28 protein-coding genes are annotated in these 23981 nt (G+C 68.1%); 6 read left to right on the top strand and 22 right to left on the bottom strand.

The window, feature by feature from the left end:
* Nucleotides 1-17 precede the first annotated feature (17 nt).
* Entirely contained in the window at nucleotides 18-689 is a 672-nt protein-coding gene (locus tag K3U94_RS12060; RefSeq protein ID WP_220693871.1) for a TIGR02234 family membrane protein, read from the bottom strand.
* Complete coding sequence (locus K3U94_RS12065; RefSeq protein WP_220693872.1) at nucleotides 682-2223, bottom strand: anthranilate synthase component I; 1542 nt, start codon at nucleotides 2221-2223, stop codon at nucleotides 682-684. The genes K3U94_RS12060 and K3U94_RS12065 overlap by 8 nt, the downstream gene beginning before the upstream one ends.
* Nucleotides 2224-2300: 77 nt before the next feature.
* On the opposite strand from K3U94_RS12065, the gene K3U94_RS12070 reads away from it, so the two are divergent.
* A complete protein-coding gene (locus K3U94_RS12070) occupies nucleotides 2301-2765 on the top strand; it encodes a peroxiredoxin (protein ID WP_220693873.1) in 465 nt (154 codons plus the stop codon).
* Between the two features lie 25 nt (nucleotides 2766-2790).
* On the opposite strand, the gene K3U94_RS12075 is transcribed toward K3U94_RS12070, so the two are convergent.
* From K3U94_RS12075 to hisD, 12 genes are all read right to left on the bottom strand, one after another.
* A complete protein-coding gene (locus tag K3U94_RS12075) occupies nucleotides 2791-3624 on the bottom strand; it encodes a class I SAM-dependent methyltransferase (RefSeq protein WP_220693874.1) in 834 nt (277 codons plus the stop codon).
* An 88-nt stretch (nucleotides 3625-3712) separates the two neighbouring features.
* The gene (locus K3U94_RS12080) at nucleotides 3713-4756 is read right to left on the bottom strand and encodes a coiled-coil domain-containing protein (RefSeq protein ID WP_230987092.1); all 1044 of its coding nucleotides are present in this window, start codon (nucleotides 4754-4756) and stop codon (nucleotides 3713-3715) included.
* Between the two features lie 269 nt (nucleotides 4757-5025).
* Nucleotides 5026-6000 (bottom strand): coiled-coil domain-containing protein, encoded by a 975-nt coding sequence (locus K3U94_RS12085; RefSeq protein WP_230987605.1) that lies wholly within the window; start codon nucleotides 5998-6000, stop codon nucleotides 5026-5028.
* 178 nt (nucleotides 6001-6178) lie between these two features.
* The gene (locus K3U94_RS12090; protein WP_047317906.1) at nucleotides 6179-6958 is read right to left on the bottom strand and encodes a hypothetical protein; all 780 of its coding nucleotides are present in this window, start codon (nucleotides 6956-6958) and stop codon (nucleotides 6179-6181) included.
* A gap of 36 nt (nucleotides 6959-6994) precedes the next feature.
* A complete protein-coding gene (gene hisI / locus K3U94_RS12095) occupies nucleotides 6995-7345 on the bottom strand; it encodes a phosphoribosyl-AMP cyclohydrolase (RefSeq protein WP_047318110.1) in 351 nt (116 codons plus the stop codon).
* A gap of 5 nt (nucleotides 7346-7350) precedes the next feature.
* Nucleotides 7351-8136: an imidazole glycerol phosphate synthase subunit HisF gene (hisF, locus tag K3U94_RS12100; protein WP_220693876.1), complete on the bottom strand. Its 786-nt coding sequence runs from the start codon at nucleotides 8134-8136 to the stop codon at nucleotides 7351-7353.
* A 61-nt stretch (nucleotides 8137-8197) separates the two neighbouring features.
* Nucleotides 8198-9013: an inositol monophosphatase family protein gene (locus K3U94_RS12105; protein ID WP_220693877.1), complete on the bottom strand. Its 816-nt coding sequence runs from the start codon at nucleotides 9011-9013 to the stop codon at nucleotides 8198-8200.
* Nucleotides 9014-9019: 6 nt separating this feature from the next.
* Nucleotides 9020-9772 carry a bifunctional 1-(5-phosphoribosyl)-5-((5-phosphoribosylamino)methylideneamino)imidazole-4-carboxamide isomerase/phosphoribosylanthranilate isomerase PriA gene (gene priA / locus K3U94_RS12110; RefSeq protein ID WP_220696776.1) on the bottom strand — a complete coding sequence of 251 codons (753 nt, stop codon included), beginning with the start codon at nucleotides 9770-9772 and terminating at the stop codon, nucleotides 9020-9022.
* A gap of 8 nt (nucleotides 9773-9780) precedes the next feature.
* Entirely contained in the window at nucleotides 9781-10404 is a 624-nt protein-coding gene (gene hisH, locus K3U94_RS12115) for an imidazole glycerol phosphate synthase subunit HisH (protein WP_220693878.1), read from the bottom strand.
* Nucleotides 10401-11009: an imidazoleglycerol-phosphate dehydratase HisB gene (gene hisB, locus K3U94_RS12120; protein ID WP_220693879.1), complete on the bottom strand. Its 609-nt coding sequence runs from the start codon at nucleotides 11007-11009 to the stop codon at nucleotides 10401-10403. Before hisB ends, hisH begins: the two co-directional genes overlap by 4 nt.
* Nucleotides 11006-12151, bottom strand: coding sequence for a histidinol-phosphate transaminase (locus K3U94_RS12125; RefSeq protein WP_220693880.1), 1146 nt, complete (start codon nucleotides 12149-12151; stop codon nucleotides 11006-11008). The genes hisB and K3U94_RS12125 overlap by 4 nt, the downstream gene beginning before the upstream one ends.
* Complete coding sequence (gene hisD / locus K3U94_RS12130; RefSeq protein ID WP_220693881.1) at nucleotides 12148-13494, bottom strand: histidinol dehydrogenase; 1347 nt, start codon at nucleotides 13492-13494, stop codon at nucleotides 12148-12150. Before hisD ends, K3U94_RS12125 begins: the two co-directional genes overlap by 4 nt.
* 82 nt (nucleotides 13495-13576) lie before the next feature.
* Here hisD and K3U94_RS12135 point away from each other — a divergent pair, with 82 nt between their 5' ends.
* Complete coding sequence (locus K3U94_RS12135) at nucleotides 13577-13969, top strand: nitroreductase family deazaflavin-dependent oxidoreductase (RefSeq protein WP_047317912.1); 393 nt, start codon at nucleotides 13577-13579, stop codon at nucleotides 13967-13969.
* An 8-nt stretch (nucleotides 13970-13977) separates the two neighbouring features.
* On the opposite strand, the gene nadC is transcribed toward K3U94_RS12135, so the two are convergent.
* Genes nadC through nadA form a run of 3 tightly spaced genes read right to left on the bottom strand, consistent with a single transcriptional unit; the run spans nucleotide 13978 to nucleotide 17470 of the window.
* On the bottom strand, nucleotides 13978-14832 hold the full coding sequence (gene nadC, locus K3U94_RS12140) for a carboxylating nicotinate-nucleotide diphosphorylase (RefSeq protein ID WP_047317913.1): 855 nt from the start codon (nucleotides 14830-14832) through the stop codon (nucleotides 13978-13980).
* Nucleotides 14832-16421 (bottom strand): L-aspartate oxidase, encoded by a 1590-nt coding sequence (locus K3U94_RS12145; protein ID WP_220693882.1) that lies wholly within the window; start codon nucleotides 16419-16421, stop codon nucleotides 14832-14834. The genes nadC and K3U94_RS12145 overlap by 1 nt, the downstream gene beginning before the upstream one ends.
* The gene (gene nadA / locus K3U94_RS12150) at nucleotides 16418-17470 is read right to left on the bottom strand and encodes a quinolinate synthase NadA (protein WP_047317915.1); all 1053 of its coding nucleotides are present in this window, start codon (nucleotides 17468-17470) and stop codon (nucleotides 16418-16420) included. The genes K3U94_RS12145 and nadA overlap by 4 nt, the downstream gene beginning before the upstream one ends.
* Before the next feature lie 45 nt (nucleotides 17471-17515).
* Here nadA and K3U94_RS12155 point away from each other — a divergent pair, with 45 nt between their 5' ends.
* Both K3U94_RS12155 and K3U94_RS12160 read left to right on the top strand, forming a co-directional pair.
* Nucleotides 17516-18208: an NUDIX hydrolase gene (locus K3U94_RS12155; RefSeq protein WP_220693883.1), complete on the top strand. Its 693-nt coding sequence runs from the start codon at nucleotides 17516-17518 to the stop codon at nucleotides 18206-18208.
* A 42-nt stretch (nucleotides 18209-18250) separates the two neighbouring features.
* Nucleotides 18251-19588, top strand: coding sequence for a lipase family protein (locus K3U94_RS12160; protein ID WP_047317917.1), 1338 nt, complete (start codon nucleotides 18251-18253; stop codon nucleotides 19586-19588).
* Here K3U94_RS12160 and K3U94_RS12165 read toward each other — a convergent pair.
* Complete coding sequence (locus K3U94_RS12165; RefSeq protein ID WP_047317918.1) at nucleotides 19554-20216, bottom strand: DUF2567 domain-containing protein; 663 nt, start codon at nucleotides 20214-20216, stop codon at nucleotides 19554-19556. The genes K3U94_RS12160 and K3U94_RS12165 overlap by 35 nt on opposite strands.
* 125 nt (nucleotides 20217-20341) lie before the next feature.
* Between K3U94_RS12165 and K3U94_RS12170 the strand changes: the two genes are divergently transcribed.
* Nucleotides 20342-20878, top strand: coding sequence for a hypothetical protein (locus K3U94_RS12170; RefSeq protein ID WP_220693884.1), 537 nt, complete (start codon nucleotides 20342-20344; stop codon nucleotides 20876-20878).
* Nucleotides 20879-20937: 59 nt separating this feature from the next.
* Here K3U94_RS12170 and K3U94_RS12175 read toward each other — a convergent pair whose 3' ends face one another.
* From K3U94_RS12175 to bioB, 3 genes are all read right to left on the bottom strand, one after another.
* A complete protein-coding gene (locus K3U94_RS12175) occupies nucleotides 20938-21498 on the bottom strand; it encodes a hypothetical protein (protein WP_220693885.1) in 561 nt (186 codons plus the stop codon).
* 123 nt (nucleotides 21499-21621) lie between these two features.
* Nucleotides 21622-21861: a biotin synthase auxiliary protein BsaP gene (gene bsaP, locus K3U94_RS12180; protein WP_220693886.1), complete on the bottom strand. Its 240-nt coding sequence runs from the start codon at nucleotides 21859-21861 to the stop codon at nucleotides 21622-21624.
* Nucleotides 21861-22859 (bottom strand): biotin synthase BioB, encoded by a 999-nt coding sequence (bioB, locus tag K3U94_RS12185; RefSeq protein WP_167344258.1) that lies wholly within the window; start codon nucleotides 22857-22859, stop codon nucleotides 21861-21863. Before bioB ends, bsaP begins: the two co-directional genes overlap by 1 nt.
* 47 nt (nucleotides 22860-22906) lie before the next feature.
* Here bioB and K3U94_RS12190 point away from each other — a divergent pair, with 47 nt between their 5' ends.
* Nucleotides 22907-23482 carry a TetR/AcrR family transcriptional regulator C-terminal domain-containing protein gene (locus K3U94_RS12190; protein ID WP_220693887.1) on the top strand — a complete coding sequence of 192 codons (576 nt, stop codon included), beginning with the start codon at nucleotides 22907-22909 and terminating at the stop codon, nucleotides 23480-23482.
* Here K3U94_RS12190 and K3U94_RS12195 read toward each other — a convergent pair.
* On the bottom strand, nucleotides 23475-23981 hold the full coding sequence (locus K3U94_RS12195) for a 2'-5' RNA ligase family protein (protein ID WP_220693888.1): 507 nt from the start codon (nucleotides 23979-23981) through the stop codon (nucleotides 23475-23477). The genes K3U94_RS12190 and K3U94_RS12195 overlap by 8 nt on opposite strands.

Below are 23981 nucleotides of genomic sequence, written 5' to 3' on the forward strand. Positions count from 1 at the left end.
CGTCGCAGCCCGCGGTGTCACCGGCCCTCGACGTCGGGGCCGGGTGCTCGGTCATCGGGATCCCCGGTGGGGTCGCGCCCCTCGTCGAGCGCGTCCCACATCATGCGTTCCGACACCTGCGGGCCATCCGGGTCGGCGGGCTTGCCTGCCTCGAGATCACGCGCAGCCGCACGGCGCTCCGCAGGCGCCGAGTATCTGGTGACGCGGCCGGCGCTGTGTGCGGCGACGCGCATCAACAGCACCGCCGCGGCCAGCACACCCAGGGCTGCCACCAGGCTCAACACCGCGCCGGTGAGACGGCGGTCGGTGCCCAGCAGCGAGGTCAGCGGAATCTCGGCGATGTCCAGGGCCCGCAGGGTGATGTCGCGGGCCACCCACATGCTGATGGCCAGATATCCGCACGCCAGACTGACCGCGGCCAGCACCACCGCCAGCACCCGCAGCTGCCATCCGCGCACCGCCATCGCGGCGACCGCGGCAGCCAGGCACAGCAGCGCCAGCGGCAGCAGCGCTGTCGACCAGGAAGCTCCGGTGACGGTGATCTGCTTGGGCTGCCCGAGTCCGTCGAACGAGCGGATCAGCACCCACGGCAGCCGTGCGGCGCCCCAGAGCCCACCGGCGGCTGCCACCAGCAGCAGTTGTGCCCCGCGTAGCGCACGGGTGTCGTTGCGTTCGCGGCCGTCAGCCATCGGTCCCGGGCGCCGCCAGGGTCTCGGCGGCGGCGATTGCGGCCAGCACTGCCCGGGCCTTGTTGGATGCCTCGGTGTATTCGTAAGGGCCGTTGGAGTCGGCCACCACTCCGCCACCCGCCTGTACGTAGGCGGTCCCGTCACGCATCAGCGCCGTGCGGATCGCGATCGCGAAGTCGGCATTGCCGGCGAAGTCCAGATAACCGACGACGCCGCCGTAGAGGCCACGCCGGGTCTTTTCGACCTCCTCGATCAGTTCCATCGCGCGCACCTTGGGCGCCCCGGACAAGGTGCCCGCAGGGAAGCACGCCGTCACCGCGTCCAGCGCCGTGCGATCCTCAGCGAGCTCTCCGGCGACGGTGGACACCAGGTGCATGACGTGGCTGTAGCGCTCGATGTGGCTGTAGTCGGACACCCGCACCGTGCCCGGAACACATACCCGCCCTAGGTCGTTACGGCCCAGATCGACCAGCATCAGGTGTTCGGCGAGTTCCTTCTCGTCGTGCAAAAGATCTTTGGCCAGTAGCTGGTCTTCGTCCTCGGTGGCCCCGCGCCACCGGGTTCCGGCGATCGGGTGGGTGGTCGCGCGGCCGTCCTGCACGGTCACCAGCGCCTCGGGGCTGGAACCCACGATCGAAAAGGCCAGTCCCCCGTCATCGTCGGGCACTTGCAGCAGGTACATGTACGGGCTCGGATTGGACACCCGCAGCATCCGGTAGACATCGAGAGGGTCTGCCGGCGTCGTCATCTCGAAACGCTGCGAGGGAACCACCTGAAACGCCTCGCCCGCCTCGATCTCGCCGACCAGCCGCTCGACGATCGCCCCGTACTCCTCGGGGGTGCGCTGGCCGCGGTAGACCGGTTCGGGTCGGTCGAAGGTGGCGACGCTGGACTCCAGCGGCTGACTCAGCGCCGCGGCCATCACATCGAGGCGGGCGATCGCGTCGTCGTAGGCCTCATCGACGTGCTCGTCGGTGCCGTTCCAGTTGACCGCGTTGGCGATCAGGGTGATGGTGCCCTCGTGGTGGTCGACGGCGGCCATGTCGGTGGCCAGCAGCAGCAGCATGTCGGGCAGTTGCAGGTCGTCGACAGCCAGCTGGGGCAGCCGCTCCAGACGGCGCACCAGATCGTAGGTGAAGAAGCCCACCAGGCCGCTCGACAGCGGTGGCAGCCCGGGAATGGCGGCCGTCTCCAGCAGCGTCAACGTCTGGCGCAGCGCCTGCAACGGGTCTCCGCCGGTGGGTGCGCCCTGCGGTGCAGCGCCCAGCCACACCGCTTCGCCGTCTCGCACGGTCAGCGCCGAGGTGGTGCCCGCCCCGATGAACGACCACCGCGACCACGACCGGCCGTTTTCGGCCGACTCCAGCAGGAAGGTGCCGGGCCGGTTGGCCGCCAGCTTGCGGTATGCCGACAGCGGCGTTTCGGCGTCGGCCAGCACCTTGCGGGTCACCGGGACCACCCGGTGCTCAGCCGCCAGCGCCCGGAAGTCTGCCCGGGACGTGACGCCGGCGCTAGAAGTGCTCGTGGTTTGCACGCGGCCATCTTCCCAGACCCGAGCGCGCCCACCACTATCGCCGCCGCCGCGGTCGCACCCGGAGTAGCGTGACCGCCATGAAAACCGGTGACACCGTGGCCGACTTCGAGCTCCCCGACCAGACCGGGGCGCCGCGCAAACTCAGCGACCTGCTGGCCGACGGGCCGGTGGTGCTGTTCTTCTACCCAGCCGCCATGACGCCGGGGTGCACCAAGGAAGCCTGTCACTTCCGCGACCTGGCCGGCGAGTTCGCCGCCGTCGGGGCCACCCGGGTCGGCATCAGCGCCGATGCGGTGGCCAAGCAGGCCAAATTCGCCGATCAGCAGGGCTTCGACTATCCCCTGCTGTCCGACACCGAGGGCACGGTGGCCACCCAGTTCGGGGTCAAGCGCGGCCTGCTGGGCAAGCTGATCCCGGTGAAGCGGACCACGTTCGTCATCGACACCGACCGCACCGTATTGGACGTGATCGCCAGCGAGTTCTCGATGGACACCCACGCCGACAAGGCGCTGGAGGTGTTGCGGGCGCGGTCATCGGCCTAAGCGCCTGGCTTTTCGGGCGGAGCGGTCAGGCGGGCTTGTGGAACGTGTAAACGCGGTACTGAAGAAGGCCGAGCTTGGACAACCACTTCATCCATCGGGTACCGACGATCATTGTCTTCCGGGTATGCGCTGACTCTTGAGCGCGCAAGTATTTGAGCAGGAATGGGTACGTAGGCATGGTGTGCTTCCGGATGTTGCGCTTGGTTTCCAGTTGCAGTCCCGCACGTGAGCCCATGCTCTTGTAGGAGCGAAGGGGGACATTCCCGAGCGTTCCGTAGGATTTCGCGATCCGGGTGCGGATCGCCATCCAGATCGGCGTCTTGCCGAACACCATCATGATCGGCACAAAGTCGGAAACCGCCAGGTAGCCACCCGGTTTCAGCACCCGCGAAGCTTCCGTCAGGAAACGCGCGCGGGACGCAAAGTGGAAAATGCACTCGACAGCCAGGACGCGGTCGAAGGAGCTGTCCTCGAACGGCAACTGACAGGCGTCGGCTTCAACCCAGGAAATTGCGTTGCCGCGGGAAGGCTTGCTCTCAGCCTCGGCGATTGCGAGCTGGCGCGGGTCGATGTTCAGGCCCGTGAGATCCATGTCGGAATGCGTGGCGTTGATCTGGCGGATGGTTCCGCCGAATCCGCAGCCGACATCCAGCAACCTTTGTCCGTCGGCAACCTTTCCGGCCGCGAACAGCACGCCGTTCATCTGCTCCATGGCGGCGACGTAGTCGGTCAGGGTGCCGTCAGCGACCTTGGGGCTCTCCCAATAGCCCCAGTGCACCTGGTCTTCCCACAGTTGGCCGAATTTGCCACGGTTTGAGCGGTCATCAATCAGCAAGTCGAAGTAGGGCAGGTCAGGCATCCGCGGACGCTATCACGACTCGGCTTCGAGCACCGGAAATGATTAGCCTGGCGGTCGCCTACAGCCAGCAAGGAGTCATCGGACGCCCCTAGCCGGCGTCCTGCTCCGCTTCGGACGTTTCCGCCTCCTCAGCAGCGGGCGGGTCGGAAGGGTCGGCCAGTTTCGGGCTGTCGCCGACGGCGGTGTCGATCCAGTTTCTGATCTCGCTGAGGTGGGTGACGATTCCGGCCCGCTCGCGCTTCAGCAGATCCACTTCGGCCTGCGTGCGCTCGGTGAGCACCTTGGCTTCGCGCTTGGTGCTGGCGATCAATGAGGAGGCCTCCAGGCGGGCTTCCTTGTCGAGCTTGGCGATGTTGGCCTCGGCCTGCTCCCACGCCGTCTTCATCTTCTGGTCCAGGCGGTGCTGGGCCTCCCGACGGTTGCGTTCGTCCTCTTCCCAGGCCAGCTTGATCTGTTCGTCCAGGGATTCCTGGGCCGCGCGGCGGTTGCGCTCGTCCTCTTCGGCCAGGCGCTGGTACAGCTCGCGGCGGCTGCGTTCGGCCTCCTCGATCTCCTGGGCGATGCGGCTGCGCTCCTCGTGCGCGATGCGCAGGATCTGCTCGGCCTCCTGGGTGGCGGCTTCGAGGATCTTCGTCCGGCGGGCGTTGGTGGATGCCTGGAACTCGGCGAGCGCCTCACTGGCCGCGGCTCGGTCGTGTTTGGCCGCTTCCAACTGCTCACGCAGTTCCCCGGTCAGCGCTTCGGCGTCCTGGCGTGCCAGTTCCTTGGTCCGCCGCGCCTCCTCGGAGGCGATGCGCATCATCCGCGCAATGCGGTCGGACATGCCCTCGACGGAGTCCACCGGTCCGGTGACCTGCTCGAACTGCGTTCGCAGTTGGGCCAGCTCGGCGGTGAGGCGTTGGCGCTCCGATTCCGCTTCGGCGGTCATCCGCACGACGTCGTTCTGCAACCGGGTGACCTCGGCGGCGAGCTGTTCGCGGTCGAGGAGCGTTTGCGATTTGGTCGCTTCGAGGGATTTGTTGCGGTCCTGCAGGATATCGATTTCGTGGTGTAGACGCGCGATGTAATCGGAGACCTCGTTGCGATCGAAACCGCGCATCTGCGTTTCGAATTCGGGAATCTCTAGCGCCACCGGCGTACTCCTAAGCACCTGACAGTTTCGGTCTTCGGTTCGATGGGCAACCAGCGTTCAACCGAGTTGGCTTGTGCGCGAAGCCAAATGGGCATGCTCACTCAAAGTCACCGTGCGACGGAGCGTATCAGACCTGCCAGTCCATGTCACCGGTCTCACAATGGGTAAACGTCCCCTTGATCGCGGACGGTTTTCGCGAAACAAGGACTCCTTTGCCGGTCGACCGGATATGCGGTTGGTTCCCGGCGTCGACAGCTGTATTCGCTCGTCTAGCCCGCGGCGTCGTCGCCGACGGCGGTGTCGATCCAGTTCCTGATTTCATCGAGGTCGGCGACGATCCCGCCGCGTTCGCGCTTCAGCAGACTCACTTCCCGCTGGGCGCGTTCGCCGAGCATTCCGGCCTCGCGCTCGGCGGTGGCGATCCGTACTGCAGCCTCGGAACGCGCCGCTTTGTCGAGCTCGTCGATGGTGGCCTCGGCCCGCTCCCACGCCGCCTTGAGCTGCTGGTCCAGCCAGTGCTGCGATTCCCGGCGATTGCGTTCGTCCTCTTCCCAGGCCAGCTTGACCTGCTCGTCCAGGGCTTCCTGGGCCGCCAGGCGGGTTCGTTCATCCTCCTCGGCCAGGCGCCGGTACACCGCGCGCCGGCTACGTTCGGCGGCTTCGGTCTCCTGAGCGATCCGGTCGCGTTCTTCGTGCGCCAGCCGGAGGATCTCGTCCGCCTCGGCGGTCGTCATTTCCAGGATCTTCGCCCGGCGAGCGTTGGCGGCGGCGTGCAACTCGGCCATCGCGTGGTTGGTGGCGTCCCGGTGATATTTGGCCGCCACCAACTGTTCGCGCAGTTCCTCGGTCAGCGATTCCGCCTCCCGCCGAGCCAAATCCTGGGTGCGCCGCGCCTCCTCGGAGGCGATACGCAGCATTCGCGCGATGCGTTCGGACATCCCGGCTACGGCGTCGACCGGCTCGGTGGCTTGCTCGAACTGCCCACGCAGCTGCGCCAATTCGGCAATGAGTTCGCGTCGTTTCGTATCGGCGTCGGCGGTCCTCCGCACGAGGTCATTCTGCAGCCGCGTTACCTCGGCCATGAGTTGTTCGCAGTCAGACCCAGCCTGCGCCTTGACCGCATTCAGGGATTTCGCGTGGTCCTGCAGGATTTCAATTTCATGGTGGAGACGCGCAATGTAATCGGCAACCTCATTGCGATCGAAACCGCGTATCTGCGTTTCAAAAGCCGGAATATTCAGCATCACCGGATCGACTCCTCCTCACGGCGGGGCCTGCCCTTCGGCCCGACGATGCCAGGCATTCGACCAGGTAAAAATGCTAATAAAGGCATGTCGGCCGTTGCGATCAAGCCGCCGCGCGACGAAGCGTAGCAGACGTGCGCGGAGGTGTCACCGAGGAACCTAATGGAGAAAAGCGGGCTCAGCGCGGGCGATTTTCGCGAAACCAGGTTCCTCTGGCTGACAATGCAGATTCCCGATCAGCCTGATGCGAAGTATTAACGTGAGTTTCGGGATTAACTTGCGTCGGCCGATGAGCTTGGGTGGTCGAGCGTTCTATCTGGTCGACGATTTTCGCGCGCGCATCGATGAGTTCGGCCAGGCGGCGTTGGGCGTCTGCGACGTGGCTGGTGATCGCTTGGTTCATTTCGGTCAATATCGCCGAGGCGTGACTCTCGGCCTCCTTCATGATTTCGGCCGCGCTCAGCACGGCCTGCCGCCGCAGGTGCGCGGCCTGCGCCCGCAGGTGTTTGTGCTGGGTTTCCAGCTCGGCCCGCAGCTCAGCCGCCTCGCGGCGCTGCGCCTCAGCGTCGGCAAGGACCGCCGCCGCCTCATTCTCGGCAGCGGCCCGCAATTCGTCGGCAAAGCGTTGCGCCTCCGCGCGAATATCGTCTGCTTCGGCAACCGCGCCGTTGAGGATTCCGGACAGTCGATCACTTAGATCGACAATGTCGCCCGGAATCGCTGAGGCCAATGCGTTGAACTTCGCAGAGGCGGATTCCAGGTTCGCTTGCGATTCACTGAGCTGGTTTGTCAGCGCGACTATCCGCGATCCATCGCGCGGCATATGCGCCTCGATGTCACTGACGGTGCCTTGCGCGTAGTGCGAATCGATCTGAAGCGACAGCCGCTCCAGCTCCAAACCCCTGGAGCGCTGCTCGTGCTCCAACCGGTACCAGTCATCAGGCTCGTCGGAGTTCACAGTCCGCCAGCATACCGCTCCGCCGCTATCAGCGAATCAATCTGCGGGACCGAGCAACACGTCCGCATCGAAACAGCTGTGATCACCGGTATGACAGGCCCCGCCGGTCTGATCGACCGTCAGCAGCACCGTGTCACCGTCGCAGTCCAGCCGCACCGAATGCACATGCTGGGTGTGGCCGGAGGTCGCGCCCTTGATCCACTGCTCGTTTCGTGATCGCGAAAAATACGTCGCCTCACGGGTTGCCAGAGTGCGCGCCAAAGCGTCATCGTCCATCCAGGCGACCATGAGCACGTCGCCGCTGCCCCGCTCTTGAACCACTGCTGCGATCAACCCCTCGGCGTTTCGCTTGAGCCGGGCCGCGATCGCCGGATCCAATCCGCTCATCGCACTCATCTCACTGTGATCCCCTCCGCCGCCATCGCCGCTTTGACCTGGCCGATGGTCAGTTCCCGGAAGTGAAACACGCTGGCCGCCAGAACCGCATCGGCACCCGCGGCGACCGCCGGGGCGAAATGCTCCGCCGCACCGGCTCCCCCACTGGCGATCACCGGTACGCTCACCGCGGCCCGGACCGCGCGCAGCATTGACAGGTCGAATCCGGCTTTGGTGCCGTCGGCATCCATCGAGTTCAGCAGGATCTCCCCGACGCCGAGCTCCACTCCGCGGACTGCCCATTCGACCGCATCGATACCGGTGCCCTGCCGGCCGCCGTGGGTGGTGACCTCCCATCCGGACGCGGTAGGCGGCGAACCGGCCGGGACGGTGCGGGCGTCCACCGACAGCACGATGCACTGGGAGCCGAATTGGCGGGACAACTCCGCCAACAGTTCCGGGCGGGCTATCGCGGCGGTGTTCACCGACACCTTGTCCGCGCCGGCCCGCAGCAACACGTCGACGTCGGCGACCGTGCGCACTCCGCCGCCGACGGTGAGCGGGATGAACACCTGATCGGCGGTGCGCGCGACGACTTCGAGCATGGTGGCCCGGCCCGACGACGACGCCGTCACGTCGAGGAAGGTCAGCTCGTCGGCGCCCTCGGCGTCATAGGCCGCGGCCAGTTCGACCGGGTCGCCGGCATCGCGCAGGTTCGCGAAGTTGACGCCCTTGACGACCCGGCCGCCGTCGACGTCCAGACACGGAATGACCCGTACCGCCACATCACTGTGCTTATGCATCGGTCCCAGCTTCGCCTCTCCTGCGTCGAGCCTCGCTGAACCGCTGCGTTGTTGTTCCATGTCAGTAGTCCCCCGGTGCGCCGACTCGCTTGAGGATGTCGAGAATCTGATCGTGCGCCCCCGGCGCGGCGACCAGCGCCGAGTCCGACTGGGACGTCCACGGTGCGCCGGCCAGGTCGGTGACGACACCGCCGGCCGCCCGCACCATGGCCACGCCCGCGGCGTGGTCCCAGATGTGGTCACCGAAGCTGATCGCACCACCGAGAGTTCCATCGGCGACGTAGGCCAGGTCGATTCCGGTGGCGCCGTGCATCCTGGTCCGCGAGGTCACCCGGGTCAGGCCTTCGAGCACCGCAAGCCGGTAGCGGCCGGGGAACCGGCCCCGCCACTCGACGTTGAAGGTGCCGATGCCGACCAACGAGTCGGCCAGGTCGACGGGTTTCAGTTTCGGCTGCGTCACCCCGTTGCGCATCAGCGGGCCGCCTGCGACCGCGGTGTAGCGCTGGTCGGCGAACGGCAGCCAGGTCAATCCCGCGACCGGCTCGCCGTCGCGCAGCAGCCCCAGCAGGATCGCGGACATCGGCGATCCCGCGGCGTAGTTGAAGGTCCCGTCGATGGGATCCAGCACCCACACCATCGGCGAATCGATCGGCGGCCCACCGAATTCCTCGCCGTGCACCCCGATTCCGGTGGCCGCCACCAACGCCTCGGTGATCTGGCGTTCCAAGGCGAGGTCGACCTCGGTGGCGAAGTCGTTGGCGCCCTTGCGGACCGCGGAGTCGGCCCGGTGGCCGGCCAGGAAGGGCTCGGCGGCGACATCGAGGATCTCTGATGCCGCTGCGACCAGCGCATCCAGATCCGCGGTGTCCAGCGCCATGTCGGGCTACTCCTGCACCGTGGACAGCGCCTCGGGCAGAGTGAACCGGCCGGCGTAGAGGGCTTTGCCGACGATCGCGCCCTCCACGCCGCGGCCGACCAGCGTGGCGATCGCCCTCAGGTCTTCCAGACTCGACACTCCCCCAGACGCGATCACCGGAGCGTCTGTGCGGTCGGCGACTGCGCCGAGCAGCTCCAAGTTGGGTCCGCCCAGCGTGCCGTCCTTGGTCACATCGGTGACCACGTAGCGTGAACAGCCTTCGGCGTCAAGACGTTCCAGTACCGGCCAGAGATCACCGCCGTCGGTCTCCCAGCCGCGGCCCCGCAGCCGGTGGATGCCGTCGGGATGATCGGGGTCGATCTGCACGTCCAGCCCGACCGCGACCTTCTCACCGTGTTCAGCGATCGCACGCGCGCACCACTGTGGGTTTTCCAAGGCAGCCGTGCCCAGGTTCACCCGGGCGCAGCCGGTGGCCAGCGCCGCCGCCAGCGACTCGTCATCGCGGATGCCACCGGACAGTTCGACCTTCACATCAAGGCGCCCAACGACATCGGCGAGCAGCTCGCGGTTCGACCCACGCCCGAACGCGGCGTCCAGGTCGACCAGGTGGATCCATTCCGCGCCGTCGCGCTGCCAACCCAGCGCGGCGTCCAGCGCCGAACCGTACTCGGTCTCGCTGCCGGCCTTGCCCTGCACCAGGCGCACCGCGCGCCCGTCGACCACGTCGACGGCGGGCAACAGAACCAGTGCCTTGTTCACAGCAGTACTCACAGTGCCTCCACCCAGTTGCTCAACAGTGTCGCCCCGGCATCCCCACTCTTTTCGGGGTGAAACTGGGTGGCGGCCAACGGCCCATCCTCGACAGCCGCCACGAACGGTACCTGATGGGTAGCCCAGGTCACCAAAGCCTCCGGACGGCCGTCCCAACGCTGTGCGGCATAAGAGTGCACGAAGTAGAACCGGGTGTCGGCGTCCAGTCCGGCGAACAGCGTGCTGCCGGGTCGGGCATCGACGACGTTCCAGCCCATGTGCGGGATCACCGGGGCGTCCAGTCGGGTGACCGCACCCGGCCACTGGCCGCAGCCGGCGGTGTCCACCCCGAACTCGACGCCATGCGCGAACAGGATCTGCATGCCGACGCACACTCCGAGCACCGGGCGGCCGGCCTGCACTCGCTCGGCGATGATCTTGTCGCCGTTGACCTTGCGCAGTCCGGCCATGCACGCCGCGTACGCCCCGACTCCCGGCACCAGCAGTCCGTCGGCGCCGGCGGCGGCGTCGGCATCGGCGGTCACCTCGACCTGGGCGCCGACCCGTTGCAGCGCCCGCTGGGCTGAGCGCAGGTTCCCAGAACCGTAGTCCAGGATCACCACCCTGGCTGAACTGCTCACAGGGCGCCTTTGGTGGACGGCACGCCGGTCACGCGGGGATCGAGCTCCACTGCCTGGCGCAGCGCACGCGCGACGGCCTTGTACTGGGCCTCGGTGATGTGGTGCGGGTCACGCCCGTAGAGCACCCGCACGTGCAACGCGATGCGCGCGTTCGACGCCAGCGTCTCGAACACGTGCCGGTTGATCACGGTGTGATAGGGCGCCTGTGTCCCGGCAATCGTAGTGTGCATCAAGTGATCCGGTTCCCCGGTGTGCACGCAGTAGGGCCGGCCCGACACATCGACGGCAGCGTGGGCCAGAGTCTCGTCCATCGGGATGAACGCGTCGCCGAATCGGCGAATGCCCTTCTTGTCGCCGAGCGCCTCCCCCAGTGCCTGCCCGAGCACGATCGCGGTGTCCTCCACGGTGTGGTGGGCCTCGATCTCCACGTCGCCGCGGGCGCGCACGGTCAGATCGAAGCTGGCGTGGCTGCCCAGTGCGGTCAGCATGTGGTCGAAGAACGGCACACCGGTGTCGATGTCAACGATGCCGGTGCCGTCTAGGTCGAGTTCGACCGTGATGTCGGATTCGCGGGTGGCGCGTTCCACCCGGGCGCGGCGGGTCATGATGCTCCTAATCTTTGGGCCAGTTCGGTGGCCGCAAGTCGTTGGCTGGCCGCGAGCAACGCGTCATTCTCCTCCGGCAATCCGGTGGTGGCTCGCAGATATCCGGGGATACCGACGTCGCGGATCAGGATGCCGGCGTCGAGGTAGCGCTGCCAGGTAGCCGGTGCGTCGGCGAACTGGCCGAACAGCACGAAGTTGGCGTCGCTGGGGATGACCCGAAACCCCATGGCGCTCAGCGCCGCACAGACGCGTTCCCGCTCCGCAATCAACTGTGCGACGCTGCCCAGGGTGTCGTCGGCGTGACGGAGCGCGGCCCGGGCGGCCGCCTGCGTCACCACCGACAGGTGATAGGGCAGGCGCACCAGCAGCATGGCGTCGATCACCGCGGGGGCGGCGATCAGGTAGCCGAGCCGGCCGCCGGCGAATGCGAACGCCTTGCTCATCGTGCGGCTGACGATCAGCTTCGCCGGGTAGTCGTCGATCAGCGCGATCGCGCTGGGCTGCGACGAGAATTCGCCGTAGGCCTCGTCGACGATCACGACCCCCGGCGCGGCATCGAGCAGGCCACGCAGATCCTCGAGCGAAATGCTCTGCCCGGAAGGGTTGTTCGGGGACGCGACGAACACCACGTCGGGGTGGTGCTCGGCGATGGCGGCGCAGGCCACACCGACGTCGAGCCCGAAGTCCGAGGTACGGTTGGCGGCCAGCCACCGCGTCTGGGTGCCGTCGGAGATGATCGGGTGCATCGAATACGACGGAACGAATCCGATGGCGCTGCGGCCCGGGCCGCCGAATGCCTGCAGCAACTGTTGCAGGATCTCATTGGAGCCGTTGGCCGCCCACACATTCTCCGGCCCCACCTCGACGCCGGTCTGAGTCGTCAGATAGGCGGCCAGGTCGGTCCGCAGCGCCACCGCATCGCGATCGGGATAGCGGTGCAGCTCGGCCGCGGCCTCTCGCACCGAACGTGCCACGTCGTCGATGAGAGCAGCGCTCGGCGGGTGCGGATTCTCGTTGGTGTTAAGCCGCACCGGAACCTCCAGTTGCGGTGCACCATAAGGCGACTTGCCGCGCAGGTCGTCGCGCAACGGCAGATCCGCCAGGGTGATCTCAGCGCCCGGCCGGGCCGGTGCGCCGCTCACTGCTCGAACCTCCGCCGCACCGCTTCGCCGTGCGAGGGAAGATCCTCGGCGTCGGCCAGCGCGATCACGTGCCCGCTGACGTCCTTGAGTGCGGCCTCGGTGTAGTCGACGACGTGGATGCCGCGCAGGAAGGTCTGCACCGACAGTCCACTGGAGTGCCGGGCACTGCCCGCGGTGGGCAGCACGTGGTTGGAGCCGGCGCAGTAGTCACCGAGGCTGACTGGTGCATACGGACCGACGAAAATCGCACCGGCCGAACGGATTCGGTTTGCCACGGCCGCGGGGTCGGCGGTCTGGATCTCCAGGTGCTCGGCGGCGTAGGCGTTCACCACGCGCACGCCGGCGTCCAGGTCGTCGACCAGCACGACCGCCGACTGCGGTCCAGACAGTGCCGTGGTCACCCGCTCGCGGTGCACGGTGGTCTGCAGCTGCGCAGTCACCTCGCGGTCGGTGGCATCGGCCAACTCGGGGCTGGTGGTCACCAGCACACTGGCGGCCATTTCGTCGTGCTCGGCCTGACTGATCAGGTCCGCGGCCAGGTGCGCCGGATTCGCGGTGTTGTCGGCGAGGATGGCGATCTCAGTGGGCCCGGCTTCGGCGTCGATCCCCACCTGCGACCGGCACAACCGCTTGGCAGCGGTGACGTAGATGTTGCCCGGACCGGTGATCATGTCGACCGGCGCCAGCTCGCCCTGGTCGGTGTCGGTTCCGCCGTAGGCCAGCAACGCCACCGCCTGCGCGCCCCCGACCGCCCAGACCTCGTCGACGCCGAGCAGCCGGGCCGCGGCCAGGATCGTGGGGTGTGGCAGACCGCCGAAGGCGGCCTGGGGTGGGCTGGCGATCACCAGCGAGTCGACACCGGCGATCTGGGCCGGGACGACGTTCATCACCACGCTGGACGGGTAGACCGCGTTACCGCCCGGCACGTACAGGCCCACCCGCTCGACCGGAAGCCAGCGTTCGGTGACGGTGGCGCCCGGGGCCAGCGTGGTGGTGGTGTCGGTGCGCCGCTGGTCGGAGTGGACCGCACGGGCTCGGCTGATCGCCACCTCCAAGGCGGCGCGCACGGCCGGATCCAGCTCGGCCAAGGCGCGCTCCAGCGCCGCGCCCGGCACCCGGATGCTGGCCGGCCGGACCCGGTCGAACGATTCGCCGAACTCCAGGGCCGCCTGCGCTCCGCGTTCGGCGACCGCCTCGACGATCGGGCGCACCTGGGGCAGCACCGCCTCCACGTCCACGCCGCCGCGCGGCAGCACGGCGCGCAGTCGGGTCCTGGAAAGGTCCGACTGTTCGGTGCCGCGCAGATCGATGCGTGCCATCAGGCCGGTGTTCACGTCGTCCATTGTCCCAGAGCAGCCCAACCGGTTTTCGCCGCGCGTCATTACAGTGGGATCACGCCTCATTGACCGATCGAATGGAGCCGCCATGGCACAGGACCAAGAGTTGCCGCGAGTATTCCCGCGCTGGAGCGACAGGTTGCAGATCAAATACATGAATCCGGTGGTGAAACCGCTGTCCCGGTTTCTTCCCGGCATGTCGGTGATCACCCATCGGGGACGCAAGTCCGGAAAGCCTTACGAGACCGTGGTGACGACCTACCGCAAGGGCAACCAACTGTCGATCGCGCTGGGCCACGGCAAGACGGACTGGGCCAAGAATGTGCTGGCCGCCGGCGAAGCCGATGTCCGGCTGTTCCGCAGTGAACTGCACGTCACCAACCCACGCATCCTGCCGGCCGGCTCGGGTGACACCTCGCTGCCGTTGGCCGTGCGCCTGCAGAACCGCAAGGTCGCGGTGCTCGTCACCGATATCAGCTGAGACCAGCCCTACATGTCCAACCCGATGTCGAGCACCTGCACCGAATGGGTGAGGCCTCCCACGGCCAGGTAGTCGACTCCGGTGGCGGCGTAGGCAGCCGCGCTGTCCAGGGTCAGCCCACCAGATGACTCCAGCAGCACACCCGGTGCGCGCGAATCGCGCCGCTGCACCGCCATCTGCGTCTGCCAGACCTCGAAGTTGTCCAGCAGCACCAGCTCGGGTGCCTCGGCGAGCACCTCGTCGAACTGCTCGAGCGAGTCCACCTCGACCTCGCAGGGCACGTCGGGGGCGGCCGCCCGGACCGCCCGCAGCGCCGCGGCCACCGAACCCGCCGCGGCAACATGGTTGTCCTTGATCAGCGCGGCATCGCCCAGACCCATCCGGTGATTCACCCCGCCACCGACACGCACCGCGTACTTCTGCAGCACCCGCAGGCCGGGCAACGTCTTGCGGGTGTCGCGGATGCGCGCCGACGTGCCGTCTACGGCGTCGACCCAGGCCGCGGTGGCGGTGGCGACCCCGGACAGATGGCAGACCAGGTTGAGCATGGTGCGTTCGGCGGTCAGCAGGCCGCGGGTGTCCGCCTGCAAGCTCAGCACCGATGCGCCGGCCGGAAGCCGGGCGCCGTCGGCCACCTTGTCCAATACTCGGTAGCCGTCGGCTCCGAGAACCTCGTCGAGCACCAGCAGGGCCAGGTCGACCCCGGCGATCACCCCGGGCACGCGGGTGACCATGGCCGCTTCGGCTGTCACGCCGGCGGGGACCGTCGCGGCGGTGGTGACATCGGGCCCGTAGCGCAGATCCTCGTCGAGCGCGCGGGCGATGACGTGGCGCGCCTCGTCGAGTTCGGTCTCGGACAGCATCACGATGCGACTCCCGCGGGTGTCTCGAGCGCGACTACTCCGTCGCGCAGCCGGATGGTGGAACTGCGGGCCTGAGCGGGGTCGGCGGCCGGGTATTCGGCCCGGTGGTGGCAGCCCCGGCTCTCGGTGCGAGCCGACGCCGCCGCTGCGACCACCCGGGCGGCCAGGGTCAGTGCGGCGTCCTCGACTCCGGCCCGGTCGGTGACGTGGCGTGCTTCGGCGCCCGCCAGCAGCTCCTGTAGCCGCGCGAGCCCGTGCGCGTCGCGGACCACCGAGGCGTCGCGTGACATCGCGTCCTGCAGGGTCTGCCGGTTCACCACGGCGTGCCCGGCGGTCTCGGGCAGCACGGCCTCGGTCCGGCCCACGGACGCCGAGTGCGCCGCGGCCGCAGCGCCGGCGCGGTCACCGACCACCAGCCCTTCCAGCAGGCTGTTGGAAGCCAGCCGGTTGGCGCCGTGCATGCCGGTTCGGCCCACCTCGCCGGCGGCGAACAAGCCGGGCAACTCGGTGCGGCCGGTGACGTCGGTGATCACGCCACCACAGCTGTAATGCGCTCCCGGCACCACCGGAATCGGTTGGCGCACAGGGTCGATACCGGCGTTCCGGCAGGCCGCGGTGACGGTCGGGAAGCGCTCCGCGAAGCCGTCGATCCCGCGAGCGTCGAGATACGCACAGTCGTCGCCGGTCTCGCGCAGGCGAGCGTCGATGGCCCCCGCAACCACGTCGCGCGGAGCCAGGTCCCCCATCGGGTGCACCCCTTCGGTGATCGAGGCGCCGCGGGCGTCGATCAGCTTGGCGCCTTCCCCGCGTACCGCCTCGGTGATCAGCGGCCGGCGCCCACCGGTGGCGCTGCCGTTGCCGGCCCCCGAGAACAGCATCGTCGGGTGAAACTGGATGAATTCCAGGTCACTGACCGCGACTCCGGCCCACAGCGCCAGCGCCACCCCGTCGCCCGTCGCCCCACCGGGATTGGTGGTCGCCCGGTACAGGTGGCCCAGACCGCCGGTGGCCAGCACCACCGACGGAGCGTGGATCACGCCGATCCCGTCGGCGTTGGCCACCAGCACACCGGTGACCCGATCGGCGTCGCGCAGGATCTCACACACCACCTGACCGCAGCGCACATCCAGCGCGGCCGCGGCGTGGTCCAGGGCACGTTGCACCTCGGCTCCGGTCGCGTCGCCGCCGGCATGAATGATGCGACGCCGTGAGTGCCCGCCCTCGCGGGTCAGCGCCCAGTTTCCGTCCGAATCCCGGTCGAACACCGCACCCGCAGCGGCGAGGTCGGAGACCGCACGGTAGCCGTCGGCCACGATCGAGGTCACCGCGTCGCGGTCACACAATCCGCCACCGGCGGCCAGCGTGTCGGCGACGTGGGCGGCCACCGAGTCGTCGTTGCCCGGCAGTACCACCGCGATCCCGCCCTGGGCGTAGTGCGTTGCCGTCGCCGCCGAGCCCGCGGCGGATTTACTGAGCACCACGACCTCGCGCCCGGCACGGTGCGCGGCCCGCGCCGCCGCCAGCCCGCCGACGCCGGTGCCGATGACGACGACATCGGCCCGCTGCTGCCAGCTGGGACCAGCGGTCACTTGCTGACCGGGACGGAGTGTCCGATCGCGATCATCCGCTGCACGCTGCGGGCGGCCAGGCGGGCCGTCTCGGGGTCGACGTGGATCTCGTCGGCGCCTTCGGTCAGGCTGCGCAGCAGGGCCGCCGGGGTGATCATCTTCATGTACTTGCAGGCCGCCTTGCGGTTGACCGCTTCGAAGTCGACCTGCGGCGCAGCCTTGCGCAGCTGGTGGATCATGCCGACCTCGGTGGCCACCAACACCTTGCGGGCGCCGGTCCGCGCCGCCTCCTCGAGCATCCCGCCGGTCGACAGGATCTTGACCTGCTCCTCGGGGAAATGACCCTCGCCGACCAGGTACAGCGACGACGTCGCGCAGCCGCACTCGGGGTGCACGAACAGTTCGGCGTCCGGGTTGGCCCGCGCCTTCTCCTCGAGCTCGTCGCCGTTGATGGCGGCGTGCACGTGGCATTCGCCGGCCCAGATGTGGATGTTGTCACGGCCGGTGACCCGTTTGACGTGCTGGCCCAGGAACTGGTCGGGAAGAAACAGCACCTCACGGTCCGGATCGATCGCGTTGACCACATCGACGGCATTCGACGAGGTGCAGCAGTAGTCGGTCAGTGCCTTGACCGCCGCGGTGGTGTTCACGTAGGACACCACGACCGCGTCTGGGTATTCATTGCGCCAGGTCTGCAGTTCCTCGGCGGTGATCGAGTCGGCCAGCGAACAACCCGCCCGGGTGTCGGGCAGCAGCACCGTCTTGTCCGGTGACAGGATCTTGGCCGTCTCGGCCATGAAGTGCACACCGCAGAACACGATGGTGTCCTCGGCGGCGGTGGCCGCGATGCGGGCCAGCGCCAGGGAGTCCCCGACGTGGTCGGCGATGTCCTGGATCGCCGGCAGTTGGTAGTTGTGGGCCAGGATCGTCGCGTTGCGTTCCTTTTTGAGTCGGAGAACCTCGTCCACCCACTCCTCGTCGGGTTCGATACCGCTGTAGCCCGCCGGCGAGTTCACGATGCGGTCGGCCAGGCTGCTTGCCCGCACACCGCTGTCGGTGAGGGTGGTCATGAGTGACTCCTTCTCAAAACAGGTTTTCGACTTATAATCGAAAACATGGTCCATACTAGCACCGCGCACGAAGTGCTCACGGTGGTCTTCCAGGTTGGCGGCCTTGACCAGCGCCGACCCCGACTCAACGTGCTGCTGTGGGAACGTGCGCGCGAACCGCAGTCTGGCCGGTGGTCGCTGCCCGGTGGCATCCTGCGCAATGACGAGGATGTCACGGCATCGGCCCGCCGCCAGCTGGCCGAAAAGGTCGACCTGCGTGAGATCGCCCACCTTGAGCAGCTGGCTGTGTTCTCCGACCCAGGCCGGGTGCCCGGCGTGCGCACCATCGCGTCGACGTTTCTGGGCTTGGTGCCCTCCCCTGCCGACCCCGAGCTACCGAGCGACACCCACTGGCATCCCGTCGACGACTTGCCGCCGATGGCGTTCGACCACGGGCCGATGGTGGCACACGCGCATAGTCGCCTGGTCGCCAAGATGTCGTATACGAACATTGGATTCGGCTTGGCGCCAACGGAATTCATCCTCTCGACACTGCGGGATATCTACAGCGTCGTATTGGGCTACCAGGTCGATGCCACCAACCTGCAGCGGGTGCTGGTGCGCCGCGGAGTGATCACCCGCACCGGTACCACCGCCCGTTCGGGGCGTAGCGGGGGCCGGCCGGCGGCCCGATACCGGTTCACCGACTCCGAACTTCGCGTCACCGACGAATTCGCCGCATTGCGGCCGCCCGGGTGAGTCGACTGGAATCTTAACGCCCTCTTAAGCAACAATGCCGGGATGGACGTCGACAGTCTGGCCCGCGAAACATCTGTCGAGTGGATCGGGCAGGCCCCGCATCAGCCGCTGCAATCCGGCGAACGCCCCCTGCAGCCGGCCGAGGATCCGTTCTATGAGCCACCGGCGGGCTTCCAGCACGCCGTGCCGGGCACCGTGCTGCGCTCCCGCGACGTCGAGCTGGCCTTTCTGGGCCTGATCCCGCAGCAGCTGCAGGCCACCCAGCTGCTCTACCGCACCGTCGACCGGAACGACGTCCCGCAGGTGACGGTGACGACCGTGGTGGTGCCCACCGATCGGGATCGGACCCGGCCGTGTCCGATCGTGTCGTATCAGTGCGCGATCGACGCGGTCGACGGCCGGTGTTTCCCGTCCTTTGCGCTGCGCCGCCGCGCCCGGGCGCACGGGTCTTTCACGCAGCTGGAATTCGTGCTGATCGCGGCCATCCTGTCGCAGGGGTGGGCGGTGTCGATCCCCGACCATGAGGGCCGATTCGGCCACTGGGGAGCACCGTATGAACCCGGCTACTACGTGCTCGACGGGCTACGCGCCGCGCTGAGCACCGACCAGCTGGACTTGTCCCCCGACGCCCCGGTGGGCCTGTGGGGCTATTCCGGCGGCGGCCTGTCCACGGCATGGGCGGCCGAGGTCTGCGCCGACTACGCCCCCGACCTCGACATCGTCGGCGTTGCGCTCGGCTCACCGGTGGGCGACCTGGGCAACACCCTGTTACGACTGAACGGATCGTTCTGGTCGGGCCTGCCGGCACTCATGATCGCCGCCCTGAGGCGGGTCTACCCCGAACTCGACACGTTCGTCGAGGAACACGCCACCGCCGACGGACGTGCGCTGATGCGCAAGCTGGAGTCGACCAGTACCGCGGCCGCGGTACTGCGGCTACACCACCGTTCCCTGAGCTCCTACATCGACAAGCCGCTGAACGAACTGGTGGAGACCCCGGTGGTACAGCATGTCTTCAATGACACCAGGCTGGGCGGCGCCGTGCCGACGCCGCCGGTGCTGATGCTGCAGGCCATCCACGACCAGGTGATCTCCGTCGACGACATCGACGCGCTCGCCGAGACCTACGCGGCCGGCGGCGCACGGCTGACCTACCACCGCGACCTGCTCAGCGAGCACATCCTGTTGCACCCGCTGTCGGCACCGATGGTGCTGGAGTGGCTGCGCGATCGGTTCGCCAACCGGCCGCTGCCGCAAGCACAGGTGAGCAGCGCGTGGCCGGCGCTGCTGAACCCCAAGACCTACCTCGGGCTGGTGCGCCTGGGCGTGATAGCGACCCGGGTGATCACCGGCGGGGCGGTGCGCCGACTTCCGCTGTGACGGCCGGTTGCGGTCGCCGGACGGGTTCTGGCGGATAGCCGCCGAGGTCGTCACGGGTGCTCCACGTGGCGCACAGGCCGTACACCAGCGCCGCTGTGGCTGCCGGCAACAGTAGTGAGGCCGCAATCTGCAGCGGCGTGTGCCCGAAGAACACCGGCGGTCCCTCCGCCACGTAGTGCACCCGGTGGTCGGGACTCACCGGTGCGGCATCCACGTCGATGGTGCCGTAGCGGCGGTGCACCAGGACGGTGCCGGTCAGCACCGCCAGCGCCGCCCCGGCGCTCAGCCCCACCGACAGGCTCGCGATCATGCCCGGTCCCCGATGCGCCCGCCACTGCCAGGCCAGCGTGGCCGACACCACCGCCACCACGCTCAACAGTCCGAGCAGCAGGCACGGTGCGATGAAAAAGTGCTCGGCTTCGTTGCCCAGGTAGGCCTGCACCCGTTCTCCGCTGCGGGTCAGTGCCACCACGCCGTGAATGGGCGGGGCCACCCACGCCCACAACGCGCCCACCGGCGGGCCGACGGCGGTCAGCCCGGCCGCCATCAAGAAGAACGCCCGAGTCCGGGTGGTACGTGGGGCAGGCTCTCGTCGAGCGACCTCGCCGACTGCCGACGGTTCAACCACCTGCCCACACCTTCCCCTCGAACGGTCGACCAACCCTACCGGGCCGCCCGGACCCATCCGGGCGCCCCCAATTCGTAGGGAAACGCCTGATTCACCGCCGTTGGCCGAATCGATACGGTCGGCTCATGGTCGAACTCGACAAGCCCGGGGCGGCAAGACTGGTGCCGTTGCTGCTGTGCTCGGTGTTGTGCGGGGCGGTCGCCTGCGGATCAGGCGCGCGCGACAGCGATGCCGGCAAGCGCGACAGCAAACCCGACAGGAACGTCTCGAGCGCGGCTGCCGCACCCATCGACGCCTGCGCGATGGTGCCGGCCCAGGACATCGCTGCGCTGCTCGGTACGACGGTGCAGGGGAAGTCCACGTCGATCCGTCCGGACATGGGCGAATGCACGTGGGAGAACCGGGAGACCTACGAATCGGTGTCGCTGGAAATCGGTAATCCCGGAACCGCGCCCAACAACACGTTGCCGCCCGTCGATCCGGTGTACGGCTTCACCCCCGGACCCGACGGCATGCGCTACATGGGTTCCGGGCAAGTCGGGTTCGCGGCCGGCGACCGGTCGAACACGGTGCAGGTGGCGGTGCTACGACTGTCGGCCGAAGAGGCCAACGCGGCCGCGGTGGACCTGGCGCACAAGATCGCACCGAAGGTCCCGTCCTAGCGGCCTCGGCAGCGGCAGCTCGCCGCAGTTGCCTGTGGGGACCCGGCAGGGATCGGGGATTAATCCGGGGCGAGCATGCAGGCGTCGGTGTCGTATTTCTGGCCCGCCTGCTGCTGAAATTGGCTCGGGTTGCAGGCGTTGGGCCCGTCAAGCGGATCGCCACTGCCCGCGGTGCCGGCGGGGGCACCGGACGGCGGTTCGTTGTCTTCGTGCCGCTCTCGCGGCTGCGGATCGGGGTGATTGCGCTGATACCGGGATTGGGCGGCGGCGTTGTCCCGCTTTGCCTGGTCTCGAACGCCGGGGTCGACACAGACGGTGTCACCGTCGAATGCCTCGCGCCACACGAAACCCGCCTTGCAGGTGGCCGGGCCGTAGGCGCCGCCATTCGGCTCGCGGTTTTGGGCGGCACTCGCGTTCTGTCGGGCGGTGTCATCCCGGATTCCTGGCGCTACGCACACGTCGTCGCCGCCACGTGCCTCGCGCCAGACAAAGCCCTGCACGCAGGTGTCGGGGCCGTAGGGCAGGTCATCGGCTACCGCCGGCGCCGGAAAGGCGGCGGCCAATCCGGTGATCGCCAGAGTCAGCGGTAGCGACGATGAATATTTGACCTTGGTTTTCATCATGCGTTCCTCCGGTTGCTCGTGAACGCATCCGACGTTAGGAGGCCCGACGGCAAAGATAAACCGGGTGTTTCCCTATCGATTCAGCGATCGGCGTCACCCATCGGGTCGTCAAGGGACCGGCTACCGCTGCGCTTCCAGTTCCGACGAATCCACCAGGCCGTGCCGCGAACACTTGGCCCACCAACCGTCCGGGCGCACCTGCACCATCATCCGGCGTCCGCAGGAGGCGCAGAATCGCGGCGGCTCCAGGCCCAGCTGGGCGGCCGTGGGCAGCGATGCCCCGGCGGGATCGTCGATCTGTACCCCGGTGTAGACGTTGTAGACGCCGGCTCCAACCGGAGCGGGCAGGTCGCGCACCATCACAGGGTGGCGTTGAGTGCCTTGATCGGCATCTGCAGATCGTCGAGCAGTTCCAGGTCGGTCTCGGCCGGCCGGCCCAGGGTGGTCAGGTAGTTGCCGACGATGATGGCGTTGATACCGCCCAGGATGCCCTGCTTGGCGCCCAAGTCGCCCAGCGTGATCTCCCGGCCGCCCGCGAAGCGCAGCATGGTGCGCGGCAGCGCCAAGCGGAACGCGGCGACGGCCCGCAGCGCGTCGGCGGCCGGCAGCACCTCCAAGTCGCCGAACGGGGTGCCCGGGCGCGGGTTGAGGAAGTTGAGCGGTACCTCGTCGGGGTTCAGCTCGGCCAGATCGGCGGCGAACTCCGCGCGCTGCTCCAGCGTCTCGCCCATGCCGAGGATGCCGCCGGAGCAGACCTCCATGCCGGCTTTGGCCACCATGCGCAGGGTCTCCCAGCGCTCTTCCCAGGTGTGGGTGGTGACGACGTTGGGAAAGTGCGACCGGGCGGTCTCCAAGTTGTGGTTGTAGCGGTGCACGCCCATCGCGGCCAGCTTGTCCACGTGCCTCTGGGTCAACATGCCCAGCGAACAGGCGATCTGGATGTCGACTTCGTTGCGGATGGCTTCGATACCCGCGGCGACCTGGGCCAGCAGTCGCTCGTCGGGCCCGCGTACCGCGGCGACGATGCAGAATTCGGTGGCGCCGGTCTTGGCCGTCTGCTTGGCCGCCTCGACCAGGCTGGGAATATCCAGCCAGGCGCTGCGCACGGGTGAGGAGAACAGCCCGGACTGCGAGCAGAAGTGACAATCCTCCGGGCAGCCACCGGTTTTCAGGCTGATGATGCCCTCGACCTCGATCTCCGGGCCGCACCACCGCATCCGGACTTCGTGGGCCAACGCCAGCAGCTCGTCGAGTCGGTCGTCGGGCAGCTGCAGCACTTCGAGAACCTGATCCCGACGCAACGCCTCGCCGCGCTCCAGTACCTGTTCCCGGGCCAATGCCAGGATGTCGTCGGTCACGCGTGCTCCCCTCAAGACTTGAACGGTGTTCAGGTTAGGCTAGCGGGGTGCAGCTGCACAAACCTGACGTGGTCGCCGCGGCGACCACCATCCTGGACGACTACGGCATCGCCGATCTGTCGATGCGCCGGCTGGCGCGCGAGCTCAATGTCAGCCCCAGCGCGCTGTACTGGCATTTCGCCAACAAGCAGCAGCTACTGGGTGCGGTCGCCGACCGCGTGTTGGCTCCCGCCTGTGCAGACCCCGGCCCGGGCAGCTGGCAGTGGCGAATCCAGACCGTGGGCGAGCGACTGCGGGATGCGCTGCTGTCCCACACCGACGGCGCCGAACTGGTGTCGGCCAGCATGGCGGCGGGCCAGTCCCGGGCGGCCACCGACATCCTGGCGCTGCTGGCGGAGGCGGCGACGGCCGCGGGCGTGCACCCCGATCAGGCCGGGCAGGTCGCCCGCACCGTCGTCTACTACGTCTTGGGATTCACCGCCGATGAGCAGTCCCGCCTGCAGTGGGACGCCGCCGGCGCCGCCGAGATCACGCCCGAGGCCGACCCCAGCAGTGCGTTCGCATTCGGGCTGGGGTTGTTGATCGACGGCTTGGCGGCGCGCGCAGGGCTCATCGTCAGCTGATCGGATATTCGTTGCGCGCGTTGCCATCCCACCGTCGCAGCCCGACAAACCGCCCGGTGATGTCGGACCGGCCGGCGATGCGCTGAGCCCGGCCCAACTGAGCCGGACCGACCCGGCGGGCCAGCGTGGTGTGCGCCGTCCACTGGCCGGGCGCTACGTTGGCCATCGGGCCGGGAATCAGATGGGGCGCACACAACCGGTACACCCGCTCGTGCAGCTCCAGCAGTGCCGACGTCGGCACCACCAGCCGTGCCAGCACCCCGTGGGAACGGCCGAAGATCAGCGTCGCGCCCAGGGTGCAGTCCATCGGCAGTAGGTCGGCAACCGTCGACAGCGCGGCGTCGACCTGCGGATCGATGCGCTGGGCGACCACCAGGGTGACGTGCGGGCGGGCGGCCGGCGCCTGACTGGGCACCCCGGCGGCGGCCAGGTCGGTCCAGATCCGCCGGACCGCGGTCTCGGTGTCGGCGTCAAAGACCAGCTCGATCGAGTGCACCAC

It is taken from the genome of Mycolicibacter heraklionensis (assembly GCF_019645815.1).
In the GTDB taxonomy this organism is placed as follows: domain Bacteria; phylum Actinomycetota; class Actinomycetes; order Mycobacteriales; family Mycobacteriaceae; genus Mycobacterium; species Mycobacterium heraklionense.

Excerpts from the sequence above, each read along its gene's own strand:
- hisF (WP_220693876.1), bottom strand. The coding sequence starts at position 8,136 with ATGCATAAGCACAGTGATGTGGCGGTACGGGTCATTCCGTGTCTGGAC.
- hisB (WP_220693879.1), bottom strand. The coding sequence starts at position 11,009 with ATGACCCGCCGCGCCCGGGTGGAACGCGCCACCCGCGAATCCGACATC.
- hisD (WP_220693881.1), bottom strand. The coding sequence starts at position 13,494 with ATGGACGACGTGAACACCGGCCTGATGGCACGCATCGATCTGCGCGGC.
- K3U94_RS12105 (WP_220693877.1), bottom strand. The coding sequence starts at position 9,013 with ATGGCGCTGGACACCGCGGATCTGGATGCGCTGGTCGCAGCGGCATCA.
- hisI (WP_047318110.1), bottom strand. The coding sequence starts at position 7,345 with ATGAGCGGATTGGATCCGGCGATCGCGGCCCGGCTCAAGCGAAACGCC.
- bsaP (WP_220693886.1), bottom strand. The coding sequence starts at position 21,861 with ATGGTGCGCGACCTGCCCGCTCCGGTTGGAGCCGGCGTCTACAACGTC.
- K3U94_RS12060 (WP_220693871.1), bottom strand. The coding sequence starts at position 689 with ATGGCTGACGGCCGCGAACGCAACGACACCCGTGCGCTACGCGGGGCA.
- K3U94_RS12075 (WP_220693874.1), bottom strand. The coding sequence starts at position 3,624 with ATGCCTGACCTGCCCTACTTCGACTTGCTGATTGATGACCGCTCAAAC.
- K3U94_RS12085 (WP_230987605.1), bottom strand. The coding sequence starts at position 6,000 with ATGCTGAATATTCCGGCTTTTGAAACGCAGATACGCGGTTTCGATCGC.
- K3U94_RS12160 (WP_047317917.1), top strand. The coding sequence starts at position 18,251 with ATGGACGTCGACAGTCTGGCCCGCGAAACATCTGTCGAGTGGATCGGG.
- K3U94_RS12070 (WP_220693873.1), top strand. The coding sequence starts at position 2,301 with ATGAAAACCGGTGACACCGTGGCCGACTTCGAGCTCCCCGACCAGACC.
- K3U94_RS12155 (WP_220693883.1), top strand. The coding sequence starts at position 17,516 with ATGGTCCATACTAGCACCGCGCACGAAGTGCTCACGGTGGTCTTCCAG.
- nadC (WP_047317913.1), bottom strand. The coding sequence starts at position 14,832 with ATGCTGTCCGAGACCGAACTCGACGAGGCGCGCCACGTCATCGCCCGC.
- K3U94_RS12170 (WP_220693884.1), top strand. The coding sequence starts at position 20,342 with ATGGTCGAACTCGACAAGCCCGGGGCGGCAAGACTGGTGCCGTTGCTG.
- K3U94_RS12175 (WP_220693885.1), bottom strand. The coding sequence starts at position 21,498 with ATGAAAACCAAGGTCAAATATTCATCGTCGCTACCGCTGACTCTGGCG.
- nadA (WP_047317915.1), bottom strand. The coding sequence starts at position 17,470 with ATGACCACCCTCACCGACAGCGGTGTGCGGGCAAGCAGCCTGGCCGAC.
- K3U94_RS12135 (WP_047317912.1), top strand. The coding sequence starts at position 13,577 with ATGGCACAGGACCAAGAGTTGCCGCGAGTATTCCCGCGCTGGAGCGAC.